At 72.4% G+C, this 19,332-nt stretch carries 17 protein-coding genes; 8 read left to right on the top strand and 9 right to left on the bottom strand.

Annotated features, from left to right (window positions below):
* The first annotated feature begins 55 nt into the window (after positions 1 to 55).
* Positions 56 to 577 carry a GbsR/MarR family transcriptional regulator gene (locus NMK44_RS19315; RefSeq protein WP_254744745.1) on the top strand — a complete coding sequence of 174 codons (522 nt, stop codon included), beginning with the start codon at positions 56 to 58 and terminating at the stop codon, positions 575 to 577.
* A gap of 42 nt (positions 578 to 619) precedes the next feature.
* Here the strand turns inward: NMK44_RS19315 and NMK44_RS19320 are convergent, their stop codons facing one another.
* Positions 620 to 1,669 (bottom strand): diacylglycerol kinase family protein, encoded by a 1,050-nt coding sequence (locus NMK44_RS19320; RefSeq protein WP_254744747.1) that lies wholly within the window; start codon positions 1,667 to 1,669, stop codon positions 620 to 622.
* A gap of 155 nt (positions 1,670 to 1,824) precedes the next feature.
* On the opposite strand from NMK44_RS19320, the gene NMK44_RS19325 reads away from it, so the two are divergent.
* Positions 1,825 to 3,108, top strand: a complete 1,284-nt coding sequence (locus tag NMK44_RS19325; RefSeq protein WP_254744749.1) for an adenylosuccinate synthase — start codon at positions 1,825 to 1,827, stop codon at positions 3,106 to 3,108.
* Positions 3,109 to 3,185: 77 nt separating this feature from the next.
* Here NMK44_RS19325 and NMK44_RS19330 read toward each other — a convergent pair whose 3' ends face one another.
* The 4 genes from NMK44_RS19330 to NMK44_RS19345 all read right to left on the bottom strand — a co-directional run bounded on the left by NMK44_RS19330 (position 3,186) and on the right by NMK44_RS19345 (position 8,919).
* The gene (locus NMK44_RS19330; protein ID WP_254744751.1) at positions 3,186 to 5,039 is read right to left on the bottom strand and encodes a protein kinase domain-containing protein; all 1,854 of its coding nucleotides are present in this window, start codon (positions 5,037 to 5,039) and stop codon (positions 3,186 to 3,188) included.
* A gap of 51 nt (positions 5,040 to 5,090) precedes the next feature.
* Positions 5,091 to 7,661: a serine/threonine-protein kinase gene (locus NMK44_RS19335; RefSeq protein WP_254744753.1), complete on the bottom strand. Its 2,571-nt coding sequence runs from the start codon at positions 7,659 to 7,661 to the stop codon at positions 5,091 to 5,093.
* 137 nt (positions 7,662 to 7,798) lie between these two features.
* Complete coding sequence (locus NMK44_RS19340) at positions 7,799 to 8,287, bottom strand: MarR family winged helix-turn-helix transcriptional regulator (protein WP_254744755.1); 489 nt, start codon at positions 8,285 to 8,287, stop codon at positions 7,799 to 7,801.
* On the bottom strand, positions 8,284 to 8,919 hold the full coding sequence (locus NMK44_RS19345) for a DJ-1/PfpI family protein (RefSeq protein WP_254744757.1): 636 nt from the start codon (positions 8,917 to 8,919) through the stop codon (positions 8,284 to 8,286). Before NMK44_RS19345 ends, NMK44_RS19340 begins: the two co-directional genes overlap by 4 nt.
* 235 nt (positions 8,920 to 9,154) lie before the next feature.
* On the opposite strand from NMK44_RS19345, the gene NMK44_RS19350 reads away from it, so the two are divergent.
* The 6 genes from NMK44_RS19350 to NMK44_RS19375 all read left to right on the top strand — a co-directional run bounded on the left by NMK44_RS19350 (position 9,155) and on the right by NMK44_RS19375 (position 15,860).
* A complete protein-coding gene (locus NMK44_RS19350; protein ID WP_254744759.1) occupies positions 9,155 to 10,516 on the top strand; it encodes an aspartate aminotransferase family protein in 1,362 nt (453 codons plus the stop codon).
* Between the two features lie 181 nt (positions 10,517 to 10,697).
* Entirely contained in the window at positions 10,698 to 11,390 is a 693-nt protein-coding gene (locus NMK44_RS19355; RefSeq protein ID WP_254744761.1) for a GntR family transcriptional regulator, read from the top strand.
* An 80-nt stretch (positions 11,391 to 11,470) separates the two neighbouring features.
* Positions 11,471 to 14,014 carry a glycosyltransferase gene (locus NMK44_RS19360; RefSeq protein ID WP_374215303.1) on the top strand — a complete coding sequence of 848 codons (2,544 nt, stop codon included), beginning with the start codon at positions 11,471 to 11,473 and terminating at the stop codon, positions 14,012 to 14,014.
* A complete protein-coding gene (locus NMK44_RS19365) occupies positions 14,011 to 14,607 on the top strand; it encodes a SigE family RNA polymerase sigma factor (protein ID WP_254744763.1) in 597 nt (198 codons plus the stop codon). The genes NMK44_RS19360 and NMK44_RS19365 overlap by 4 nt, the downstream gene beginning before the upstream one ends.
* A 5-nt stretch (positions 14,608 to 14,612) precedes the next feature.
* Entirely contained in the window at positions 14,613 to 15,095 is a 483-nt protein-coding gene (locus tag NMK44_RS19370; protein ID WP_254744765.1) for a hypothetical protein, read from the top strand.
* 114 nt (positions 15,096 to 15,209) lie between these two features.
* The gene (locus NMK44_RS19375; protein WP_254744767.1) at positions 15,210 to 15,860 is read left to right on the top strand and encodes a putative DNA-mimic protein; all 651 of its coding nucleotides are present in this window, start codon (positions 15,210 to 15,212) and stop codon (positions 15,858 to 15,860) included.
* 26 nt (positions 15,861 to 15,886) lie between these two features.
* Here NMK44_RS19375 and NMK44_RS19380 read toward each other — a convergent pair whose 3' ends face one another.
* The 4 genes from NMK44_RS19380 to tgmB all read right to left on the bottom strand — a co-directional run bounded on the left by NMK44_RS19380 (position 15,887) and on the right by tgmB (position 19,332).
* The gene (locus NMK44_RS19380) at positions 15,887 to 16,618 is read right to left on the bottom strand and encodes an SLATT domain-containing protein (RefSeq protein ID WP_254744769.1); all 732 of its coding nucleotides are present in this window, start codon (positions 16,616 to 16,618) and stop codon (positions 15,887 to 15,889) included.
* A gap of 188 nt (positions 16,619 to 16,806) precedes the next feature.
* Positions 16,807 to 17,145 carry a DUF6087 family protein gene (locus NMK44_RS19385; protein WP_254744771.1) on the bottom strand — a complete coding sequence of 113 codons (339 nt, stop codon included), beginning with the start codon at positions 17,143 to 17,145 and terminating at the stop codon, positions 16,807 to 16,809.
* A gap of 25 nt (positions 17,146 to 17,170) precedes the next feature.
* Entirely contained in the window at positions 17,171 to 18,373 is a 1,203-nt protein-coding gene (gene tgmC / locus NMK44_RS19390; RefSeq protein WP_254744773.1) for an ATP-grasp peptide maturase system methyltransferase, read from the bottom strand.
* The gene (gene tgmB / locus NMK44_RS19395; protein WP_254744775.1) at positions 18,370 to 19,332 is read right to left on the bottom strand and encodes an ATP-grasp ribosomal peptide maturase; all 963 of its coding nucleotides are present in this window, start codon (positions 19,330 to 19,332) and stop codon (positions 18,370 to 18,372) included. The genes tgmC and tgmB overlap by 4 nt, the downstream gene beginning before the upstream one ends.

Genomic DNA, 19,332 nt, shown 5'->3' on the forward strand with positions numbered 1-19,332 from the left:
TTAAGGAACCGTATAAACTTATGATGATGTGACGGAGAGAGGAGATGATGAGCTGGTGAGGGAGACGACGCAACCGGAGCGCGCGACGGACGTCTCGCGGGACCAAGAGGCGGTGTCGCGGTTCGTCGAGCGGTTCGCGGCGGATCTGGCCGAGGCCGGGATGCAGCGGATGGGCGCCCGGGTGTTCGCGGCCCTGCTCGTCTCCGACTCCGGACAGCTCACCTCCGCGGAGCTCGCGGAGCGGCTCCAGATCAGCCCGGCCGCGGTCTCGGGGGCGGTGCGCTACCTCACCCAGGTGGACATGGTCGCGCGGGAGCGGGAGCCCGGCTCACGCCGCGACCGCTACCGGCTGTACAACGAGGTCTGGTACGAGACGCTCACCCGCCGCGACCAGCTCCTCGCCCGCTGGGAGGGCACCATGCGGGACGGCGCCGAGGTGCTCGGACCCGACACCCCGGCCGGGCTGCGGGTCACCGAGACCGCCGACTTCTTCGACTTCATGCAGAAGGAACTCCCCAAGATGCTCGACCGCTGGCGGGCCCACCAGGCCGCCCGCCGGGAGTCCGCCGACCTCTAGGGCGTCTCCGCCCGATGCGGTCGAGCAGGGCTCCGGTGCCGGTCAGGTGCGGTGCGGCAGGATCAGGGTCCAGGCCTCGGTGAGGACGGTCCAGGTGCGGCTGCGGACCGGACCGCGGACCAGGGCGTCCGCGCGATAGCGGAAGTCCTGGCCGGAGACGGTGACCGCGCGCGCCAGCGCGCGCACCGGACCACCGGCCGCGTGCGGATGGACCACGACCTCGGCCAGTCCGCCGTCGCCCGGGCCGGCCGCGGTGGCCACCGAGACCCGGGTGACCGGCCGGTCCAGATCGGTCAGCAGGACCCCGTCCGCCTCGACCCGCAGTCGGTGCGGGGGCGGCGGGTGGACACGGCGGCGGGTGCCCCCGGTCAGGCCGATGACCGGGAGCGACAGCAGCGTCAGCGCTGTGCGCGCGGTGCGCGCCGCCGGAGTCCACCACGGCGGGGAGCCATCGCCCGGCGGGCCCGCGCCCGGGCTCTCGCGGTGGTCCCGGTGGCCGTTCAGCCGGCCAGGGCCGGATGCGTGGCCCGCCGGTGGACCGGGCTCGGACGCCGGGCCCGGCCCGGCCCCGTCCGCGTCGTACGGCTCCTGGCCCGCGGGCCGCACCGCCGGGTCGGTCCGCGGCCCGGACGGGATCCGCAGTCCGCCGAGCACCACCCCGCCGCTGTCGTCCACCAGCAGGTCACGCGGGTGCGCGACACCGTCGAGGACGGTACGGGCGGCCGTGACCGGATCGGTCGGCACCCCCAGCGACCGGGCCAGGGCGACCGTGGCCGGTCCGCCGACCGGGACCACCGACAGCGTGGCGTCCGCCAGCTCCCGGCGGCGGTGGAGCACCTCGACCACGCGCAGCAGCGCGCGGTCGTCACCGACCACCACCGGACGGCGGGCGCCACGGCGGGCGAGGGCCCGCTCGACTTCGTCCGGGCCGTCCGGGAGACAGATTTTCGTCTGTGCGCCCGCGCACAGCACATCCTTCGCGATGCGCACCGACTCCCCGTCCGTTCGCCGGGCAGCGGGGTCGATGACCACAAGCAGGGGGCGCTCCCGGACGGTGTCCGGCGGAGAGTGCCAGGGGTCTGGAGCCGACACCTCGGTCCTTCCTCAGGTAATCTCTCGGTGCAAGAGCCCCTGTCGCTGTTGCGCCAGGGGCTTCGTCTATCCGGGGCACCGGTTCGACGGCTCTGGTGGTGGCGCGCGCCACCCACGCACGTTGGACATGCCCCGCCCGGAAGGGGTGTACGCCTGTGCCCGCACTTGTGCTGCTCGGTGCTCAGTGGGGTGACGAGGGCAAGGGAAAGGCCACCGACCTGCTCGGCGGCTCGGTTGATTATGTGGTGCGCTACCAGGGCGGCAACAACGCAGGCCACACGGTCGTCGTCGGCGACCAGAAGTACGCGCTGCACCTTCTCCCGTCCGGCATCCTCTCGCCCGGATGCACCCCGGTCATCGGCAACGGTGTCGTCGTGGACCCCGCGGTCCTGCTCTCCGAGCTGAGCGGGCTGAACGAACGCGGCGTCGACACGTCCAAGCTGATGATCAGCGGTAACGCGCATCTGATCACGCCGTACCACACCACCCTCGACAAGGTGACCGAGCGCTTCCTGGGGAAGCGCAAGATCGGCACCACCGGCCGGGGCATCGGACCGTCCTACGCGGACAAGATCAACCGCGTGGGTATCCGGGTGCAGGACATCTTCGACGAGTCCATCCTGCGGCAGAAGGTCGAAGCCGCCCTGGACATGAAGAACCAGGTCCTCGCCAAGCTCTACAACCGGCGCGCCATCGCCGTCGACCAGGTCGTCGAGGAGCTGCTCGGCTACGCGGACGAGCTCCGGGGCTTCGTCGCGGACACCACCCTGGTGCTCAACGACGCCATCGACGAGGGCAAGGTCGTGCTCTTCGAGGGCGGCCAGGGCACCCTGCTGGACGTGGACCACGGCACGTACCCCTTCGTCACCTCCTCCAACCCGACCGCCGGCGGTGCCTGCACCGGCGCGGGTGTGGGCCCGACGAAGATCAACCGCGTGATCGGCATCCTGAAGGCGTACACCACGCGCGTCGGCGCGGGTCCGTTCCCGACGGAGCTGCACGACGAGGACGGCGAGAAGCTGCGCACCATCGGCGGTGAGCGCGGTGTGACCACCGGCCGTGACCGCCGCTGCGGCTGGTTCGACGCGGTGATCGCGCGCTACGCGACCCGGGTCAACGGGCTCACCGACTTCTTCCTGACCAAGCTGGACGTGCTCACCGGCTGGGAGCGGATCCCGGTCTGCGTGGCGTACGAGATCGACGGCAAGCGGGTCGAGGAGCTGCCGTACAGCCAGACCGACTTCCACCACGCCAAGCCGATCTACGAGACGCTGCCGGGGTGGACGGAGGACATCAGCAAGGCGAAGACCTTCGACGACCTCCCGAAGAACGCGCAGCGTTATGTCCAGGCGCTGGAGGACATGTCGGGCGCGCCGATCTCGGCGATCGGTGTCGGTCCGGGCCGCGACGAGACGATCCAGATCAACTCGTTCCTCTGAGCCCAGGGGTCCAAGGACGACGAAGTCCCCGGCCGTATCCGCGATACGGCCGGGGACTTCGTATATGACCGTCCGGGTCAGTGCCCGGCGGGCGGACCGAACATCCCGGCGGGCGGCGCGGGCTGCCGCCCGGCCGGGCCCGGGGACCGCTGCTCCTGCATCCTGGTGATCCGCACCACCACGGTGAGGGCAAGCACCGCGCACAGCAGCGAGACGATGTCGTCCACGATCAGGAAGGCGGCGGCGACCTGCAGCTCCTTGTCGGTCTCGCTCCCGAGCTCGACGAGTCCGGTGATCGGCTCGATCCAGAACATCGCCACGAACAGCGTCCACCACCAGTGCAGCACCGACCGGGAGACCCGTCCGGGGCCCGGGGCCACGCTGGAGTTCCAGATGTCATTGGCGATCTGCTTCGGCTGCCATAGCTGGGCGACCGGGATGAACCAGGAGCCGACGGCATAGCCGCTGCTGAACCGCTGCCGTCCCGGTGCCAGCACCGTGGCGTTGAGGTAGACGCGGCGGAACCAGACCAGCCACATCACCAGCACCGCCACCGCGCTGAACAGCAGGAACATATCCATGGGTTCCACCGCGTCCTTGCGGTGGTCGACCGCCGCCCTGGTGCCGCTGCCGTCGAGCAGATCGCGGTAGGCGCCGAACAGCGACAGATTCAGATACAGGTGGATGACGGTCAGCACGATCCAGATGCCGAACACCGTCAGCACCCCGGTGCACAGCCCCCGCGCCGACTTCAGCACCGCGGCCGTCCGCCCCTGGTACGGGAACGGCGTCTGATGGCCGCCCGGCCAGGGCTGGCCGTACTGCGGTGCGGGCGCGCCCACCCCGGTCACCGGATAGCCGGGCGATCCGGCGTGCGGGGGTGAGCCGTACGCGGAGGGCGTGGCGTACCCCGAGTGGGGCGCGTGTCCGGTGTGGGCCGTGGGAGGGGTGGGCGTCGAGGGGGCGGCCGGGTGGGCGTAGGCGGTGGCATGCGGGCCCACCGGGCCCTGCTGGGCGTTCTCCGCCTCCACCTCCAGCAGTTGGAGCGCGTCCCGGCCGAGCCGCGCGAGCAGTTCACCGGGCAGCCAGGTCTCGGACTCCGGACCGGTCCGCTCGGTGTACGCCACGAGGTCCTCGACCGAGGGCCGCAGCGCCGCGTCCTTGTTGAGACAGGCGGAGACGATGCCGTGCAGCCCCTCGGGCAGCCCGGTCAGATCGGGCTCCTCCTGGGCTATCCGGTACATCAGGGCGTGGATACCGCTGGCCACACTGCCGAACGGCTGGCGCCCGGTGGCCGCGAAGGCCAGCACCGAGCCCAGACAGAACACATCGCTGGCCGCGGTGACCACTTCGCCGCGCACCTGCTCGGGCGACATGAACCCGGGGGAGCCGACGACCGCGCCGGTCATCGTCAGATTGCCGCCCACCGTGCTGTCCACCGCGTCCAGGGCGCGGGCGATCCCGAAGTCGATGACCCGCGGGCCGTCGATGGTGATGAGGATGTTGGACGGTTTGAGGTCCCGGTGGACCAGCCCGGCGCCGTGGATGTCACGCAGCGCCAGGGACAGTCCGTGGGCCAGCACCCGCACCGAATGCTCGGGCAGTGCCCCGAAGCCCTCGGCCACCACATCGTGCAGCGAGGGCCCGCCGATGTAGCCGGTGGCCACCCACGGCACCTCGGCGTTGGTATCGGCGTCCAGGACGGGCGCGGTCCACTGCCCGCCGACCCGTCTCGCCGCCTCCACCTCCCGCTGGAAGCGGCCGCGGAAGTCGGCCTGGCGGGCGAGTTCGGCCTGTACCAGTTTGACGGCGACGGTACGGCCGCGGGCGGAACGGGCGAGGAAGACCTTGCCCATACCGCCCTCGCCCAGCTTGCCGAGCAGCCGGTACTCGCCGATCCACCGCGGGTCCTGGGCCCCGAGGTTCTCCATCGCGGTGTGGCTCCTGTCCGTGTGCCGACGGTCCGTCTGCCGATCGGCCGATCAGTTGAGTCGGGTGAATGTCTGGGTCATCGTCTCATCGCTGTAGTCATCCGGGTCGTCGTACTCCACTCGGAGTTTGTCCTTGCCGGAGGCGGTGAATGTCAGCGAATCACCCGGTGTGCACAGATCCTTGGGGTTGCCGTCGGTGACCCTGGTCGGGCTGAGCACCACTCCCTTGGAGACCGAGGCCAGCATCCGCTTGCCCTCGCAGTGGTACTTCTTGCTGTCGCCGACCTCCTCGGCCACCGCGGTGCCGACCGCGCCCTGACGGATGGTGATCTTGAGGGTGGCGTCGTCCTTCCCGAACGCGCTCTTGGCCAGCCAGGTGCCCTCGTAGGTGGCCGGGACGGGCTTGCCGCCGGACTTCGCGGGGCGCAGCGTGGCCTCGGACGAACCGTCGGTGGTGCTCCAGGCGATCGACCCATCGTTGCCCAGCCGCAGGGTCTGTTCACCGACCGCGCTGCACGCGTCGTCGGGAACGCTGGTGTCCACCTCCTCGTCCTCGATCAGCAGCAGGCTGTCGGCGGACTTCAGGGTGGCCGAGGTCTGGCAGAACATGTCCTCGGTCGAGGTCAGGGTGTCGGCGACGGGTGCGCCCACCTGCCCCTGGGAGAGCACGATCCGGCGGATCTTGCCGGTGGTCTCACCGCTCTCCGTGATCTCCCCCTCCCAGGCGCCCAGATACTCCTTGGGCACATCGCCGGTGGAGCCCAGTTTGGTGGAGGACGGGCCGGGGGAGCCCGAACCGCCGGGCTCGCCACCGGGCGTGCCGCCGGTGTCGGCGCCACCGGGATCGGCGGGGGCGGTGTGCGTGGCCTTGTCGTGGTCGGGCCCGGCCTTGTCGCCCTTGCCGTCGTTGCCCTTGAGGACGGCGACGGCGGCCACCCCGGCTATCAGCACGGTGGCCACGGCGGCCGAGGTGATGATCAGCGCCTTGCGGCGGCGGCGCTTGGGCGGCTGGGGCGCGGCCGGACCGCCGGGGCCACCCGGGCCCTGGGGCCCGCCCGGACCCGCCGGACCGGCGGGGCCGAAGCCGGTGGAGCCGTGGAGGTGCGGGGCGCCGGAGCCGCCGCCCCGCGGCGGGGTGTCGAACGAGGTGACCGCCGGCGGCCCGAAGGCCTGCGGCGGGGTGGGTGCGGCAGCCGCCGCCGGCCGTGGCGCGGGCTGCTCCGCCCGCTGGGCGTCCGGTGCGTCCGGAGTGGGCGCGGGTGCGCCGTCCTGGCGGCGCGGGTCGGATGTGGCCCGCGGGGCGGATGGCTGAGCCGACGGTGTCCCGGCGGCCGGGGTGCCGGGGGTGTCCTGGGCGTCGGTGTTCCGGGCGTCGGCGGCGTGTGCGTCCGGGCCCGGTACCGCCGCGTCCGGCGTCTCGGCGTTCCGTGCGTCGTTCTCCGGAGCCGGTGCCGGTGCCGGTGCCGGTGCCGGTGCCGAGTCCGGCTTCGGCGGAGTGGCCGGGGCCGGGGGCATGGGCGGCGCGGCGGGCTGCGGAGGCTTCGGCGGCTCCGCCGGTGCCAGCGGGAAGGAGGTGGCCGACGGCGGCGCGGTGGGCGGCGGCGGGGTCGACGGCGGTGCCGGGAGCGGGGGCCGCGCCGGTCCGGCGACCGGCGGCGCCGACGGCGGGGCGGGCATCCCCGGGGTCAGCGGCGCGGCGGGCGTCTCGACCTCGAGGAGCTGCACCGCGTGCCGGCCGAGCTGTGCCACGAGGGTGCCGGGCAGCCAGGGTTCACCGGCCCCGGTGCCGTCCTCGTCCACGTCCGGCGCGTCCCCGCCGGTGCGTTCCAGCAGGGCGTCCAGGCCTGGCCGGTCCTCCGGCGTCTTCCGCAGACAGTCGGTGACCAGCTCGCGCAGGTTCTCGGGCAGACCGCCGAGGTCCGGCTCCTCCTGTGCGATCCGGTACATCACCGCGTGCACACCGCTGTCGGAGGTGCCGAACGGCTGGCGCCCGGTGGCCGCGAAGGCCAGCACCGAACCCAGGCAGAACACATCGCTCGCCGGGGTGACCCGCTCACCGCGCACCTGCTCGGGCGACATGAAGCCGGGTGAGCCCACCACGGCGCCGCTGCGGGTGAGCAGACCGTCCGTCACGGTCTCCAGGGCCCGCGCGATACCGAAGTCGATGACGCGCGGACCGTCGATGGTGACCAGGATGTTGGAAGGCTTCAGATCGCGGTGGACCAGACCGGCGGTGTGGATGTCATGCAGCGCGCGGGTGAGTCCGTTGCCGAGGACGCGTACCGTCCGTTCGGGCAGGGGCCCCGATTCGGCGACGATCGTGTGCAGCGAGGGTCCGGCGATATAGCCGGTGGCGACCCAGGGAGTGGCGGCCTCGGTATCGGCGTCGAGGACCGGCGCGGTCCACTCCCCGCCGACCCGCTGGGCGGCCCGCACCTCCTGCTTGAACCGCCGTCTGAATTCGGCCTGCTGAGCGAGCTCCGTCTGGACCAGCTTCACCGCCACCGTGCGGCCGCGGGAGGAGTGGGCCAGGAACACCCGGCCCATACCGCCCGCGCCCAGCCGCCGCAGCAGCCGGTAGTCGCCGATCCAGCGAGGGTCCTCGGCCCCCAGGTCTTCCATGCGTCGTCGTCCCTTCCCCTGATCCCCCTGATCAGCCCCCCGAGAGAATAAAGGGGGGCTGGGAGCGAAATGGACGACGCATGGGATCCGTTATCGGTTCCGTATCTGACCGGGACCTGTCGCGCGACGGCGGCCGGTCAGGTCCCGGGGGTGTCCGCGGCGCCGGGCTCCAGGGCGTCGAGGGCCTCCGTCAGCCGGCGCAGGGCCTCCCTCACCTCCGCCAATCCGGCCGCCCCGCCGAGCTGTTCGGCGAGCTGTCCGGCGAACTCCCGGTGGCCGGGAACGATCGCCCGCACCGCGGTGAGGCCCGCCTCGGTGGGGGCGAGGAGTTTGGCCCGGCGGTGGGCGGGGTTGGGGAGGTAGACCGCGAGCCCCGCGTCGACGAGCAGGTCCGCGACACGCTGCACGCTCTGCCGGGTGATGCCCATGGCGCGGGCGATCCCGGCCACCGGCAGCGGCTCCTCCAGGACCGCGCCGAGCACCTGCCAGCGGGCGGCGGTCAGTCCGGCCGGACGGGAGAGCCGTTCGGAGACGGCGAGGAACTGCCCGTTCAGCCGGAACACCGACAGCGCCGTCCCGCTGAGCAACGCGGGCACCTCATCGCCCCCGCCGGTGCCGTCCGTCATCGCGTGGCCGCCGCCTCGAGGACGCCGTACGCGGTCGCGTCGGATGCCGAGAACAGCCGGAACCAGGCGTCCAGCACCTCGGGTTCGAACGCCTCCAGCCGGGCCAGGATCTCCCGGGCGAACGCGACGGGCTCGGTCGGCCCGGCCGTGATCAGACCGCTCTCCGCGTCGGTGACCGCGTCCGCCTCGCGGTAGTGGTCACCGCCCTTGTAGCCGGTGGCGGCCAGGAACTCGGCGGCGGCGCTGGTGTGTTCCCGTTCGTCCAGCAGCCCCTCCATCGCCAGCCCCGCCGTGGCGCCGCAGATCGCCGCGACCGGTACCCCCGCCTCCAGGAACTCACGTGCGGCGCGGGTGAAGCGCGACATCTCCGGATCGCCCTCCCAGGCGGTGGCGCCGGGGAGGATCAGCATCGCGCTGTCCTCGGGCCGCAGCTCCGCCAGTGTCAGATCGGGCTGGATGCGCATCCCGCCCATCGTGGTCACCGGACCCGGCCGGGCCGCGACATACGCGACGGTGAAGCCCTCGCGGGGCGGTCGGTGGAAGGTGGTCTCGCGGAGGTGGGCGGTGATGTGCCCGATCTCCCAGTCGGCGAGCGTGTCGTAGACGGCCACGTGCACGGTACGGCGTCCCATGGTCTCTCCTCGGTCCGATGCGCGAGGCTCCCCGTTCGGCCCCGCGTCGATGACAGTAGACTGTCGTATCGACAGCGTGCTGTCAATGGGGGCCCGGTGTGGGAAGACGGCCGACCACGCCCGGCAGTGTGTCGAGAGCCACGGGAAATGCCGGACAGCATGTCGGTGACGGGCCCGGACCCCGGTCCGTACGCTGGTCGCACCCCCGCCCCGTGAGCGATCAGAGGTAGCGAACGTGTCCGTGCAGCCCACTCCCGACCCCGTCGCCGGTGCCGCCGTCAAGGCCGCGGACCGTGCGCATGTCTTCCACTCGTGGTCCGCGCAGGGTCTGATCGACCCGCTCGCCATCGCCGGCGCCGAGGGCGCGTACTTCTGGGACTACGACGGCAACCGCTACCTCGACTTCTCCTGTCAGCTCGTGAACACCAACATCGGCCACCAGCACCCCAAGGTCGTGGCCGCGATCCAGGAGCAGGCCGCCAAGCTGTGCACCATCGCCCCGGGCTTCGCGGTGGACGTGCGTTCCGAGGCCGCCCGGCTGGTCGCCGAGCGCACCCCCGGTGACCTCGACAAGATCTTCTTCACCAACGGCGGTGCCGAGGCCGTGGAGAACGCGGTCCGGATGGCCCGGCTGCACACCGGCCGCCCCAAGGTGCTCTCCGCCTACCGCTCGTACCACGGCGCCACCTCCACCGCGATCAACCTGACCGGTGACCCGCGCCGCTGGCCGTCGGACTCCGCCTCGGCCGGAGTGGTGCACTTCTGGGCGCCGTTCCTCTACCGCTCGCCCTTCCACGCGGAGAACGAGGCCCAGGAGTGCGAGCGCGCCCTGCGCCACCTCGAGGACACCATCGCCTTCGAGGGTCCGCAGACCATCGCCGCGATCGTCCTGGAGACCATCCCCGGCACCGCCGGGATCATGATCCCGCCGCCCGGCTATCTGCCCGGTGTCCGCGAGATCTGTGACCGCCACGGCATCGTCTTCGTCCTCGACGAGGTCATGGCGGGCTTCGGCCGCACCGGCCGCTGGTTCGCCGCCGAGCACTTCGACGTCGTGCCCGACCTGCTGACCTTCGCCAAGGGCGTCAACTCCGGCTATGTGCCGCTGGGCGGTGTGGCGATCTCCGCCGAGATCGCCGCCACCTTCGACCAGCGGCCCTACCCCGGCGGTCTCACCTACTCCGGCCACCCGCTGGCCTGCGCCTCCGCCGTCGCGACCATCAACACGATGGCCGAGGAGGGCATCGTGGAGAACGCCGCCGCCATCGGCGAGAACGTGATCGGCCCCGGGCTGCGCGAGATCGCCGAGCGCCACCCCTCGGTGGGCGAGGTGCGCGGAACGGGCGTCTTCTGGGCACTGGACCTGGTGAAGAACAAGGAGACCCGCGAGCCGCTGGTGCCGTACAACGCCGGTGGCCCGGCCAACCAGCCCATGGCCGACTTCGCGGCCGCCTGCAAGCGCGGCGGTCTGTGGCCCTTCGTGAACATGAACCGCACCCATGTGGTGCCGCCGTGCACCGTCACCGAGACCGAGGCCAAGGAGGGTCTGGCCGTGCTGGACGAGGCGCTGTCCGCGGCCGACGCCCACACCGTCTGACCGCCCTCGCACCCGGTCTGACCAAGTCAGACGCCCTGCGGCCCCGGACGGCCTCGTGTGGGCATCCGGTGTAGACCACTGCCGCACTCCGGGCACTGTCCGCAACGGCCCTCGCATATCGTGATGCGAGGGCCGTCCGCTTTTCAGTGATCATGACGGCCGCGGAAGGAGACGGTCCTCGATGCCCGTGCCCGGCACCAGCCCGGTCAAGCGGAACACCCTGCGGCAGCAGATCGCCGAGGCGCTGTGTGACGAGGTGCTCGCGGGCCGCCTCCCGGCCGGCCGGCAGTTCACCGTCAAGGAGATCGCCGACCAGTACGGCGTCTCCGCCACCCCAGTCCGCGAGGCCCTGCTCGACCTGTGTTCGCAGGGGCTGCTGGAAGTGGAGGAGCACCGCGGCTTCAAGGTCCACGAGTACACCATCGAGGACTTCCGGCATATGGTCGCCGCCCGCACCATGGTCGTCGAGGGGGTGTTCCGCCACTACGGCGACCAGACGCTGCGCACCATGAACCAGACGGCGCTGGCCTCGGTGCGGCGCCGGGCCGAGGAGGCCGAACGGGCCGCCCGTTCCGGTGACCTGGACATCCTGATCGGCTACGACCTGCGCTTCTGGCGCGAGATCTGCGGTCTGGTCGGCAACCCGTACATCCTGGACTTCCTTCAGCGGCTGCGGGTGCAGACCTGGGTGTTCACCGTGCCGTATCTGCGCCGGGTGCCCGATCTGCGCGGACTGCTGTGGGCGGGCCACTGCGAGCTCACCGCGGCGGTGACCCGGGGCGATCCGGCCACCTCCGAGCGGTTGATAGAGGCGTACAACACCCACTTCCGCACCCTGATCGAGCGGCTGGCGGAGGAGTCGGGAGCGCGCTGATCCGGCGCCCCGGACACTGCCGCGGCGGAGTGTGACGCAGAACACGCAACGCCACGGGGGTCCGAGGTGGTCCCCCACGCGTGCCACCTTCTCCGCCCACCCCCACCGCGGGCCGCCGGCCGACGCCGACGCCTCCGCGCGCCCCGGACACCGTCGATCTGACGGTCGTCGTCCCCGCGTACAACGAGGAGCACCGGCTGCCCCGGACCCTCGACGCGATCTGCCGCTATCTGCGCTCCTCGCCCGGCCGGCACCCGGGCTGGGAGGTCGTGGTCGTCGACGACGGCTCCACGGACGGCACCGCCGACGCCGTCCGCGCGGCCGCGGCCACCGAGCCCCGGATCCGGCTGCTGGGTCCGCCCCCGGGCACCCTCCGCGCCACCCCCGTCACCGGCAACCACGGCAAGGGCCACGCGGTACGGCTCGGTGTGCTCGCCTCGCGCGGCCGCCGGGTGCTGGTCACCGACGCCGATCTGGCCACCCCCATCGAGGAACTGGCGGCCCTGCACGACCGGCTCGACGAGGGCTACGCCGCCGCCATCGGCTCCCGCGCCCACCCTCCGGAGGCCGCCGGGGCGGTGCGCCGCCATCCGCTGCGGCATCTGCTCGGCGAGGCGGGCAACCGGATCATCCGGGCGGTGGCGGTACCCGGTGTCCGCGACACCCAGTGCGGCTTCAAGCTCTTCGAGGGCGACCGGGCACGGGCGGTCTTCGGGCGTTCCCGGCTCGACGGCTGGTGCATCGATGTGGAGATCCTGCGGATGTTCCACGGCGCGCGCTGGCCGGTCGCCGAGGTGCCGGTGCGCTGGGCCCACCAGCCCGGCTCCAAGATCCGCGCCACGGACTACGCCCGGGTGCTGCTGGAACTGGTGCGGCTGCGGGTGGCGGGCGGATGGCGGCGGGTCCGGACCGCCGACCGGCTGGTGTGCCTGGGCTATCTGCTGCTGTCCGTAGTGCTGTTCCACGGGCTGTGGCGCGACCCTCAGCACCGCTATCTCGTCGACGGCGGGGAGGACCAGAACCAGTGGGAGTGGTTCTTCGCGGTCACCGCCGACAATGTCTTCGCCCTCCGCGACCCGTTCTTCAGCACGCTGCAGAACGTCCCGTCCGGGGTGAACCTCATGGCCAACACCACCATGCCGGGCCTGTCCGTACCGCTGGCGCCCGTGACCGTCCTGTGCGGTCCGGCCCTGACCTGGGCGCTGGTGCTGACCGCCGGACTCGCCGCGACCGCCGCCGCCTGGTACTGGCTGCTGCTGCGGCGCGTGGTGACCTCCCGCCCGGCCGCGGCCCTCGGCGGGGCGCTGTGCGCGTTCGCCCCGGGGATGGTCTCCCACGCCAACGGCCACCCCAACTTCGTGGTGCTGTTCATGCTGCCGCTGATCGTGGACCGGCTGCTGCGGCTGTGCGAACCGGACGCACGTGCCGTACGGGACGGGGTGATCCTCGGTCTGTTCCTCACCTACCAGGTGTTCCTGGGCGAGGAGGCGCTGCTGCTGGCCGCCCTGGGGCTGCTGTTCTTCGCACTCGGTTACGCGGTCGCCCACCCCGCCGCGGCCCGTGCCGCCCGTGGTCCGCTGCTGCGCGGACTGGCCGTCGCCGGGGGCGTCGCGGTGACGCTGCTCGCCTATCCGCTGTACCGGCAGTTCTTCGGCGCCCAGTCCTACGTCAGCGTGCTGCACGGCCCGGCGGGCCATCCGCCGGGCGCGCTGGTGGAGTTCGCGGGCCGTTCGCTCGGCGGCGATCCGGCCACCGCGGACGGGCTGGCCCACAACCGCACCGAGCAGAACGCCTTCTTCGGCCGGCCGCTGCTCGCGCTCACCGCCGCGGTGGTGGTGTGGCGGTGGCGGGAGCCGCGGGTCCGGGCGCTGGCGTGGACGGCGTTCGCCATGATGGTGCTCTCCCTGGGGCGTTCGATCCCGCTGCCGGGGACCGACCGGACGCTGCCCGGTCCGTGGCGGCCCCTCGCCCGGCTGCCGCTGCTGGAGTCGGTCATCGAGTCGCGGGTGGCGCTGGCCGCGGTGCCCGCGCTCGCCATCCTGCTGGCCCTGGCCGTCGACCGGCTGGTGCGCGAGGGCCGGAACCGTCCGCGGCGGATCGCCGGATGGGCGGTCGTCCTGGCCGCCCTGCTGCCGCTCGTGCCCACCCCGCTGGCCACCATCGACCGGGTTCCGGTGCCCCCGTTCGTCGCCGACGGCATGTGGCGGGCGTACGTCCTCGAGGGCCGCACCCTCGTGCCCGTTCCGGTGCCGGACCCCGCGTACGCCGAACCGCTGCACTGGCAGGTCACCGCCGGGTTCGGCTTCGCGCTGCCCGGCGGCTACTTCAACGGCCCCTACGGCCCGGACCGGACCGGGATCTACGGTCCGGTGCCGCGTGACACCGCCAGTCTCCTGAGCGAGGTGGTCCGCACCGGCAGACCGCTGGGCGTCGGTCCCGCCGAGCGCCGCGCCGCCGCGGAGGACCTGCGCTTCTGGCGCGCGGGAGCGGTCGTGCTCGCCCCGCAACCGGCCGAGGGCGCGCTGCGTGTCTTCCTGGAACGGCTGCTGGGGCGGCCGGGGCAGTGGATCGGTGGCGTCTGGGTCTGGCAGGTGGCCGGAGAGGGGGTGAGCGGGGGCACGTGAGCGGGAGCGAGACCGGGCCCGTCGCGGCACCCGGGCGGTCCGGGCCGCGGGCGGAGGCCGAGGCGGAAGTGGAGCAGACGTACACCGCGTACGTCTCCGCGAGGCTGCCCGCGCTCCGCCGGATCGCCCATCTGCTGTGCAAGGACCCGCACCGCGCCGACGACGTCGTACAGGCCACGCTGACCAAGCTGTATGTGCACTGGCGGCGGGCCCGTGCCGCCACCGACATGGACCGCTATGTGCACACCATGCTGATGCGCTGCTTCCTCAACGAACAGCGGCTCGGCTGGGCGCGGGTACGGCTGTCCGGGGCGCCGCACGAGACCCCGGGGCTGCCGCCCGCCGCCGGGGGACCGGACGTCGAGACCCGCACGGTCGTGCACACCGCACTCTCCCGGATCCCGGCGCGCCAGCGGGCGGTGCTGGTGCTGCGGTTCCTGTGCGATCTGCCGGTGGCCGAGGTGGCCGGGATCCTCGGCTGTTCGGAGGGCACCGTGAAGAGCCAGTCCGCGCGCGGTCTGGTCCGGCTGCGGGCCCAGCTCGGTGTCGAACCGCCCTCGTCCGTGACCACCGTGGGGCAGAGGAAGGAGTAGCGGCCATGCGTGACGAAGAGTTGGAGCGGGAGGCCGATCGCCTGCTCGCCCCGCTGCGCGGTCTGGAACCGGGGGCCGGCGCACCCGGGGTGGACGTGGCCCGTGCGGTGCGGCGCGGGCAGCGCCGGGTGCGCCGGCGCAAGGTGGCGGTACCGGTGGCGGCGGCGCTCGCGGTGGTGCTGGTGGCCATGGTGTTCGCGCTGGCCGTGCGGGTCCTGCCGGGCGACGGCGGCGCCCCGCCCGCCAACCGGGTGCCGGGGCCCGGTCCTGCCACCTCGGACCGGAGCCCGAGCGGGTCGCCGAGCGGGTCGCCGAGCGGGAGCCCGAGCGGGTCGCCGGGGGAGTCGCCGTCGTCGTCGCCGTCCGGATCGTCCACCGAGCCGACGCCGACGGACACCCCGAGCACGAGCGGCTCGGATGTCTCCGACCCTCCCAACACCGGCTTCTTCAACCCCTCCGCCACCAACTTCCCCAGTAGTACGGGCTGAGGCGGGCGCGGCGGCGGACCGGTGGCCGACCGGTGGTCAGCACTCTTCGCGCGGCGTACGCGGGGCACTACGCTGGGCCGACCACCGACCGTACGGATACGAGAGAGAGATCGCGTGGCATGTGACCTCTGGCTGGTCCCCCTCGTCGACGTGTTGTGCCACAGCCCCGACAATCCCTTCGCCGAGGAGATCGCCGCGTACGACAAGGCACTCGGTGAAGCGGGTCTGCCGCCCGTGCCCGTCTTCGGCTATATGCCCGGACTGTCGGGGGATGTCGCCCCCGTCGCGGGCTTCGACTACGACGCGCTGCACTTCCTGCGCCGCGCCTACATGCTGCAACTGTGCGGACTCGCGGTCACGCCGGTGGACGAACTCGGCGGGGACTACGAGCAGTTGCTGGAGATGTTCGAGTCCACCGCCCAGCAGTCGCACCTGGTGTGGCACTACGACCACGCCGGTGCCTATGTCCCGGTCGACTTCCCCAGTCCGCTGTCCAACGACGAACTCCTTGAAGGCGGCGGCCCGCTGGGCTCCAGCCACGGACTGCTGCGCGAACTGGAAGCGGTCGCACCGGCGCTGGGCATCGACGCCGCCAACCCCCCGCCCGCCCCCGCGCCCCCGTCCCGGCCCACCAGCCTGGAGGAACCGGCCGTCCCGGCGCCGTACGAGGACAGCCCGTTCGCACGGGAACGCCATGTGTGGCTGGGGCTGCACGCGGCGGCGACCCGCAGTCTGGGCCAGGGGTCGATGATCGTGTTCAGCTGAGCGCTCCGCCGGGCGTGTGCCAGCGCTCAGCGGGGCGGCTCCGGAGGCCGCTGCCGCGGCATATTGGGCCGGGTGCTCGGCGGCAGCGGAAAGCGGCTCGCGGGGCTCCCGCTGTCCGGGCGGGGGCCCTGGACCACCAGCGCCTGGCTGAACAGCGGCGCCGGACCGGAGCCGAAGTCCACCATCCAGCCCGAGGTCTCGGTCCGCACCAGCTCGGACACGTCCTCGCAGAACCGCCGCAGCACCGTCAGGCACCGCTCCACGGCCTCGCTCGCGGTGCCCTCGGTCGGGCCCAGCACCTCCCGTACGCTCTCCGACGCCCAGTCGAACTGCAGCGTCTCCAGCCGCCGCTGCACCGCCTGCGCCGTGGCCATGTCCCGCATCCAGCCCGAGGTCAGCCCGAAGTACCGGTCGGCCCCCGCGCAGGCCACGGCCAGCAGCAGCGCGAAGGCGCCCCAGCCGGCGCCCCGTCCGAGCACCCCGGCCAGATCCAGCAGCGGCAGTGCCGCCCCCACCACCGCCCCGGCGGCCGCCCCCACCCGCAGGCCCTGCGCGGTCCGCCGCTTCCACAGCCGGTCGGCGAGATACCACTCGGCCACCCGCAGCGCGCCCTCCTCGACCCACTGGTACACCTCGTCGAGGCGCTCCGCGGGCTCGCCCCAGTCGCCGTGCGGGAAGGGGCGACCGAGCAGGTCCCCCTGCTTCCTCGCACCCTCCGGCCGAGGGAGCCCCTCGGGCTGCATCTCCGGCTGACTCACCCGTGCGCTCCCTCTGCGGCGGCGTATCTCTGGCGTATCCCTGGCGCGCGGCTGCCGCGCGGCCCCCATTCCTACCGCCGAACGGCTGGCCACGCGGACCCGATGAAGGGATTTCCGCCCATTAGTGGTGGCACATCGGATATAGGCGCCCCCACCCCCTCACCCGAAAGAGTGTCCCCCGACGAGCGTCAGGTGCGCCGGTGCCGTCCCGTGCCCTTGCCGAGCCGGGGCTGCCGGTCTCCCGCCACGCTCGCATCGGTGGGTGGCGGCAGATGTCCCAGGAACTCCCTGGCCCGGTCCGCGTTCTCCGCGACGCCGACGGTCACCCATGCGGTGCCGTCCCACTCCAGCAGCAGCCGGGGCTCGTGCGGCGCGACATGTGTCGCCCGTGCCCCATCGCCGAGGGCCACGACGCGCCGGTGTCCCACCATCTCCCGGTGCGCCGCCCGCCGCGCCTCGCGCCGCGCGGCCCAGGCGTCCAGGGGCTCGTCCGCAGGATCGGCGGAGTCGGCCGGTTCGGGGTTCATGGCCACCGACGGTACCCCGTTCCGGTCAAATGGGCAGAGGCCAACTCGGCCCGCCGGGGTCTGTGAGCCACACCCGCTGTCGCTCCGGGGTCACGGTCAGGCCGAACGCGGTTTGAGGAGGCGACCCGGCCCGCCGCCACGTTCCGAGAGCGTCCTCGACGGCATCCCAAAGGCGGGCAGGCCCGCCCTGGCGCACAAGGAACGCTCCCTGGCCGTCGGGCAGGAGCGTGGCGAATGACCTCCGCGAAACGTCGACCAGATGGTCCAGCATGGGGCCGCCGTCAGTGCTGATCCCCAGATACTGAGCGCTCGGCGCGGCAAGCTGCGCGATGAACTGAGGCAGCCACTCACTCAGCACCTCAGGGCCGAAACGGGTGGGCCGCTCGTCGGCGGGCTGGTCCAAGGGGTCGGAGACGTGGCTGAGCGCGGGGGCCGCCTGCGGCCGGGCGATCATGAACGAGACGGTGCCGGGCAGGAACGTGCCCTCGGCGGTGCCGTCGTCTCCGACGGTGAGCCGTAGCAGGCCGGAGCCGTACAGCCAGCCGGACAGCGTGGCAAGGATGGTGCCACCGGCCCGGACCTGCCGGAGCCATTCCAGCGGCACGGTGCGCACCGAGCAGGTGGCGATCAGCCGGTCGTAGGGGGCGTTGTCCTGGAAGCCGAGCAGTCCGTCCCCGTTGATCAGCGTCGGTGTATATCCGGCTGCGGTGATGGCCGCGTGTGCGCGTCCGGCAGCAGCGCTGTCGTACTCGATGGAGGTCACCTGCCCGCTCCCCAGCCGGTGGCACATCAGCGCCGTGGAGTAGCCCGTGCCGGTGCCCACTTCCAGGACCCGGTCACCGTCCTGCGGGTCCAGGTCTTCGAGCATGCGCACCACCAGGCTCGGCAGGGTGGAGGAGGAGGTGGGGTCGCCCGGGACCGGTCCGTCGGCGTCAGCCGGGTGGGTGCGGCCGTCGAGCTGAGTCACCAGCGTGCTGTCCGCGTACACCTCCTCGAGCCAGGTATCCGTGCCGACCAGTTCCGGGGTGACCGGTGTCCACAATGTGCCCCGGGGGCTATGGGTCCGTCGGAAGAAGGCGGAGGTGAAAAGGTGCCGGGGAACGGTCTCCACCGCGGCCCGCCATGCGGGCGAGCGCAGATGGCCGCCCTCTTCGAGCTGGTCGGCCAAACCGAGGCGCAGGCGCGCGGCGCGCTGTTCGTCCACGGACGCGGGGGAGGGCTCGGTCACGCGGGGTGTCCTTTCCCCAGCAGGTCGGCGAGGGCCGTGGTGATGGCCTTGGTCGTATCGTCGTCCACGAAGGCCCACTGTCCGTTGGGATTGCACTCGTAGAACCGCCACGCCCCGCTGTGGTCGAGCGCGAAGTCGAAGGCGCCGAAGCTCAGGCCGAGGGTGTCCATGTAGGAATGGATGCCCCGCCGCACCGGACCCGGGACATCGACAGGGGAGAACGCTATCCGTTCGTAGTCCAGCCGCCAGTCAAGATGATCGCCGTCGATCGCGATGCGCGTCGCGAACAGGTCCCGGCCCACAGCCGCCACTCGGATGTCCGCTGTCTTCGCGACCACCTGCTGGAACAGATGCGGGCAGGTGGCGACACCGTCGCCGATCTCATCGGCCTCGACCTGGCGAACCCAGATCGTGCGCAGGTCGCCGTTCTCCCGGTATTCCGTGGACCGCAGGGGTTTGTAGACCACCGGCCCGTTCACCTTGGCGAACGTACGGGCTGCTTCCGCGTCGTTCGTGATCAGCGTCGGGGGAACGTCCAGTCCTGCCTGCATGGCCACGGCGATCTGGCGGGGCTTGTACTCGGCCCCCCAGTTCCGGTGTGGATGGTTCACGTATAAGCAGTGGGTGAGGGCGGCGAGTACGCCGCCCAGGCCGTGCCGGGTCTGAGCGGTGGCGAACTCGCGTTGTTGGGCGTCCAGGTCCTCCGGGGAGGTGTACGGGGACGGCCGCCGGTAGTACACGGCCCTGGCGTGTTCCAGGTCGAGGGTGCGGCTGGGGGTGGTGAGCGGGCCGTGCCAGATTCGGCCGGCACCCGCGTAGGCGGAGAACGTCACGGTGCCCGGTGGACCCGGATCGAGTCGCACGACCGGGATACCCCGGCCGTGCAGCTCGGTGATGACGCAGTCCGCCGTCAGATCATCCAGCTCGGTGAGTACGACGACCGGACGGTGAGGTGCCAT

The sequence above is a fragment of the Streptomyces cucumeris genome, from assembly GCF_024295805.1.
GTDB classification, from domain to species: domain Bacteria; phylum Actinomycetota; class Actinomycetes; order Streptomycetales; family Streptomycetaceae; genus Streptomyces; species Streptomyces cucumeris.

Bases quoted from the DNA above. Each gene is read 5' to 3' on its own strand.
- NMK44_RS19330 (WP_254744751.1), bottom strand. From the start codon at position 5,039: ATGGAGAACCTCGGGGCCCAGGACCCGCGGTGGATCGGCGAGTACCGG.
- NMK44_RS19335 (WP_254744753.1), bottom strand. From the start codon at position 7,661: ATGGAAGACCTGGGGGCCGAGGACCCTCGCTGGATCGGCGACTACCGG.
- NMK44_RS19340 (WP_254744755.1), bottom strand. From the start codon at position 8,287: ATGACGGACGGCACCGGCGGGGGCGATGAGGTGCCCGCGTTGCTCAGC.
- NMK44_RS19345 (WP_254744757.1), bottom strand. From the start codon at position 8,919: ATGGGACGCCGTACCGTGCACGTGGCCGTCTACGACACGCTCGCCGAC.
- NMK44_RS19355 (WP_254744761.1), top strand. From the start codon at position 10,698: ATGCCCGTGCCCGGCACCAGCCCGGTCAAGCGGAACACCCTGCGGCAG.
- NMK44_RS19370 (WP_254744765.1), top strand. From the start codon at position 14,613: ATGCGTGACGAAGAGTTGGAGCGGGAGGCCGATCGCCTGCTCGCCCCG.
- NMK44_RS19385 (WP_254744771.1), bottom strand. From the start codon at position 17,145: ATGAACCCCGAACCGGCCGACTCCGCCGATCCTGCGGACGAGCCCCTG.
- tgmB (WP_254744775.1), bottom strand. From the start codon at position 19,332: ATGGCACCTCACCGTCCGGTCGTCGTACTCACCGAGCTGGATGATCTG.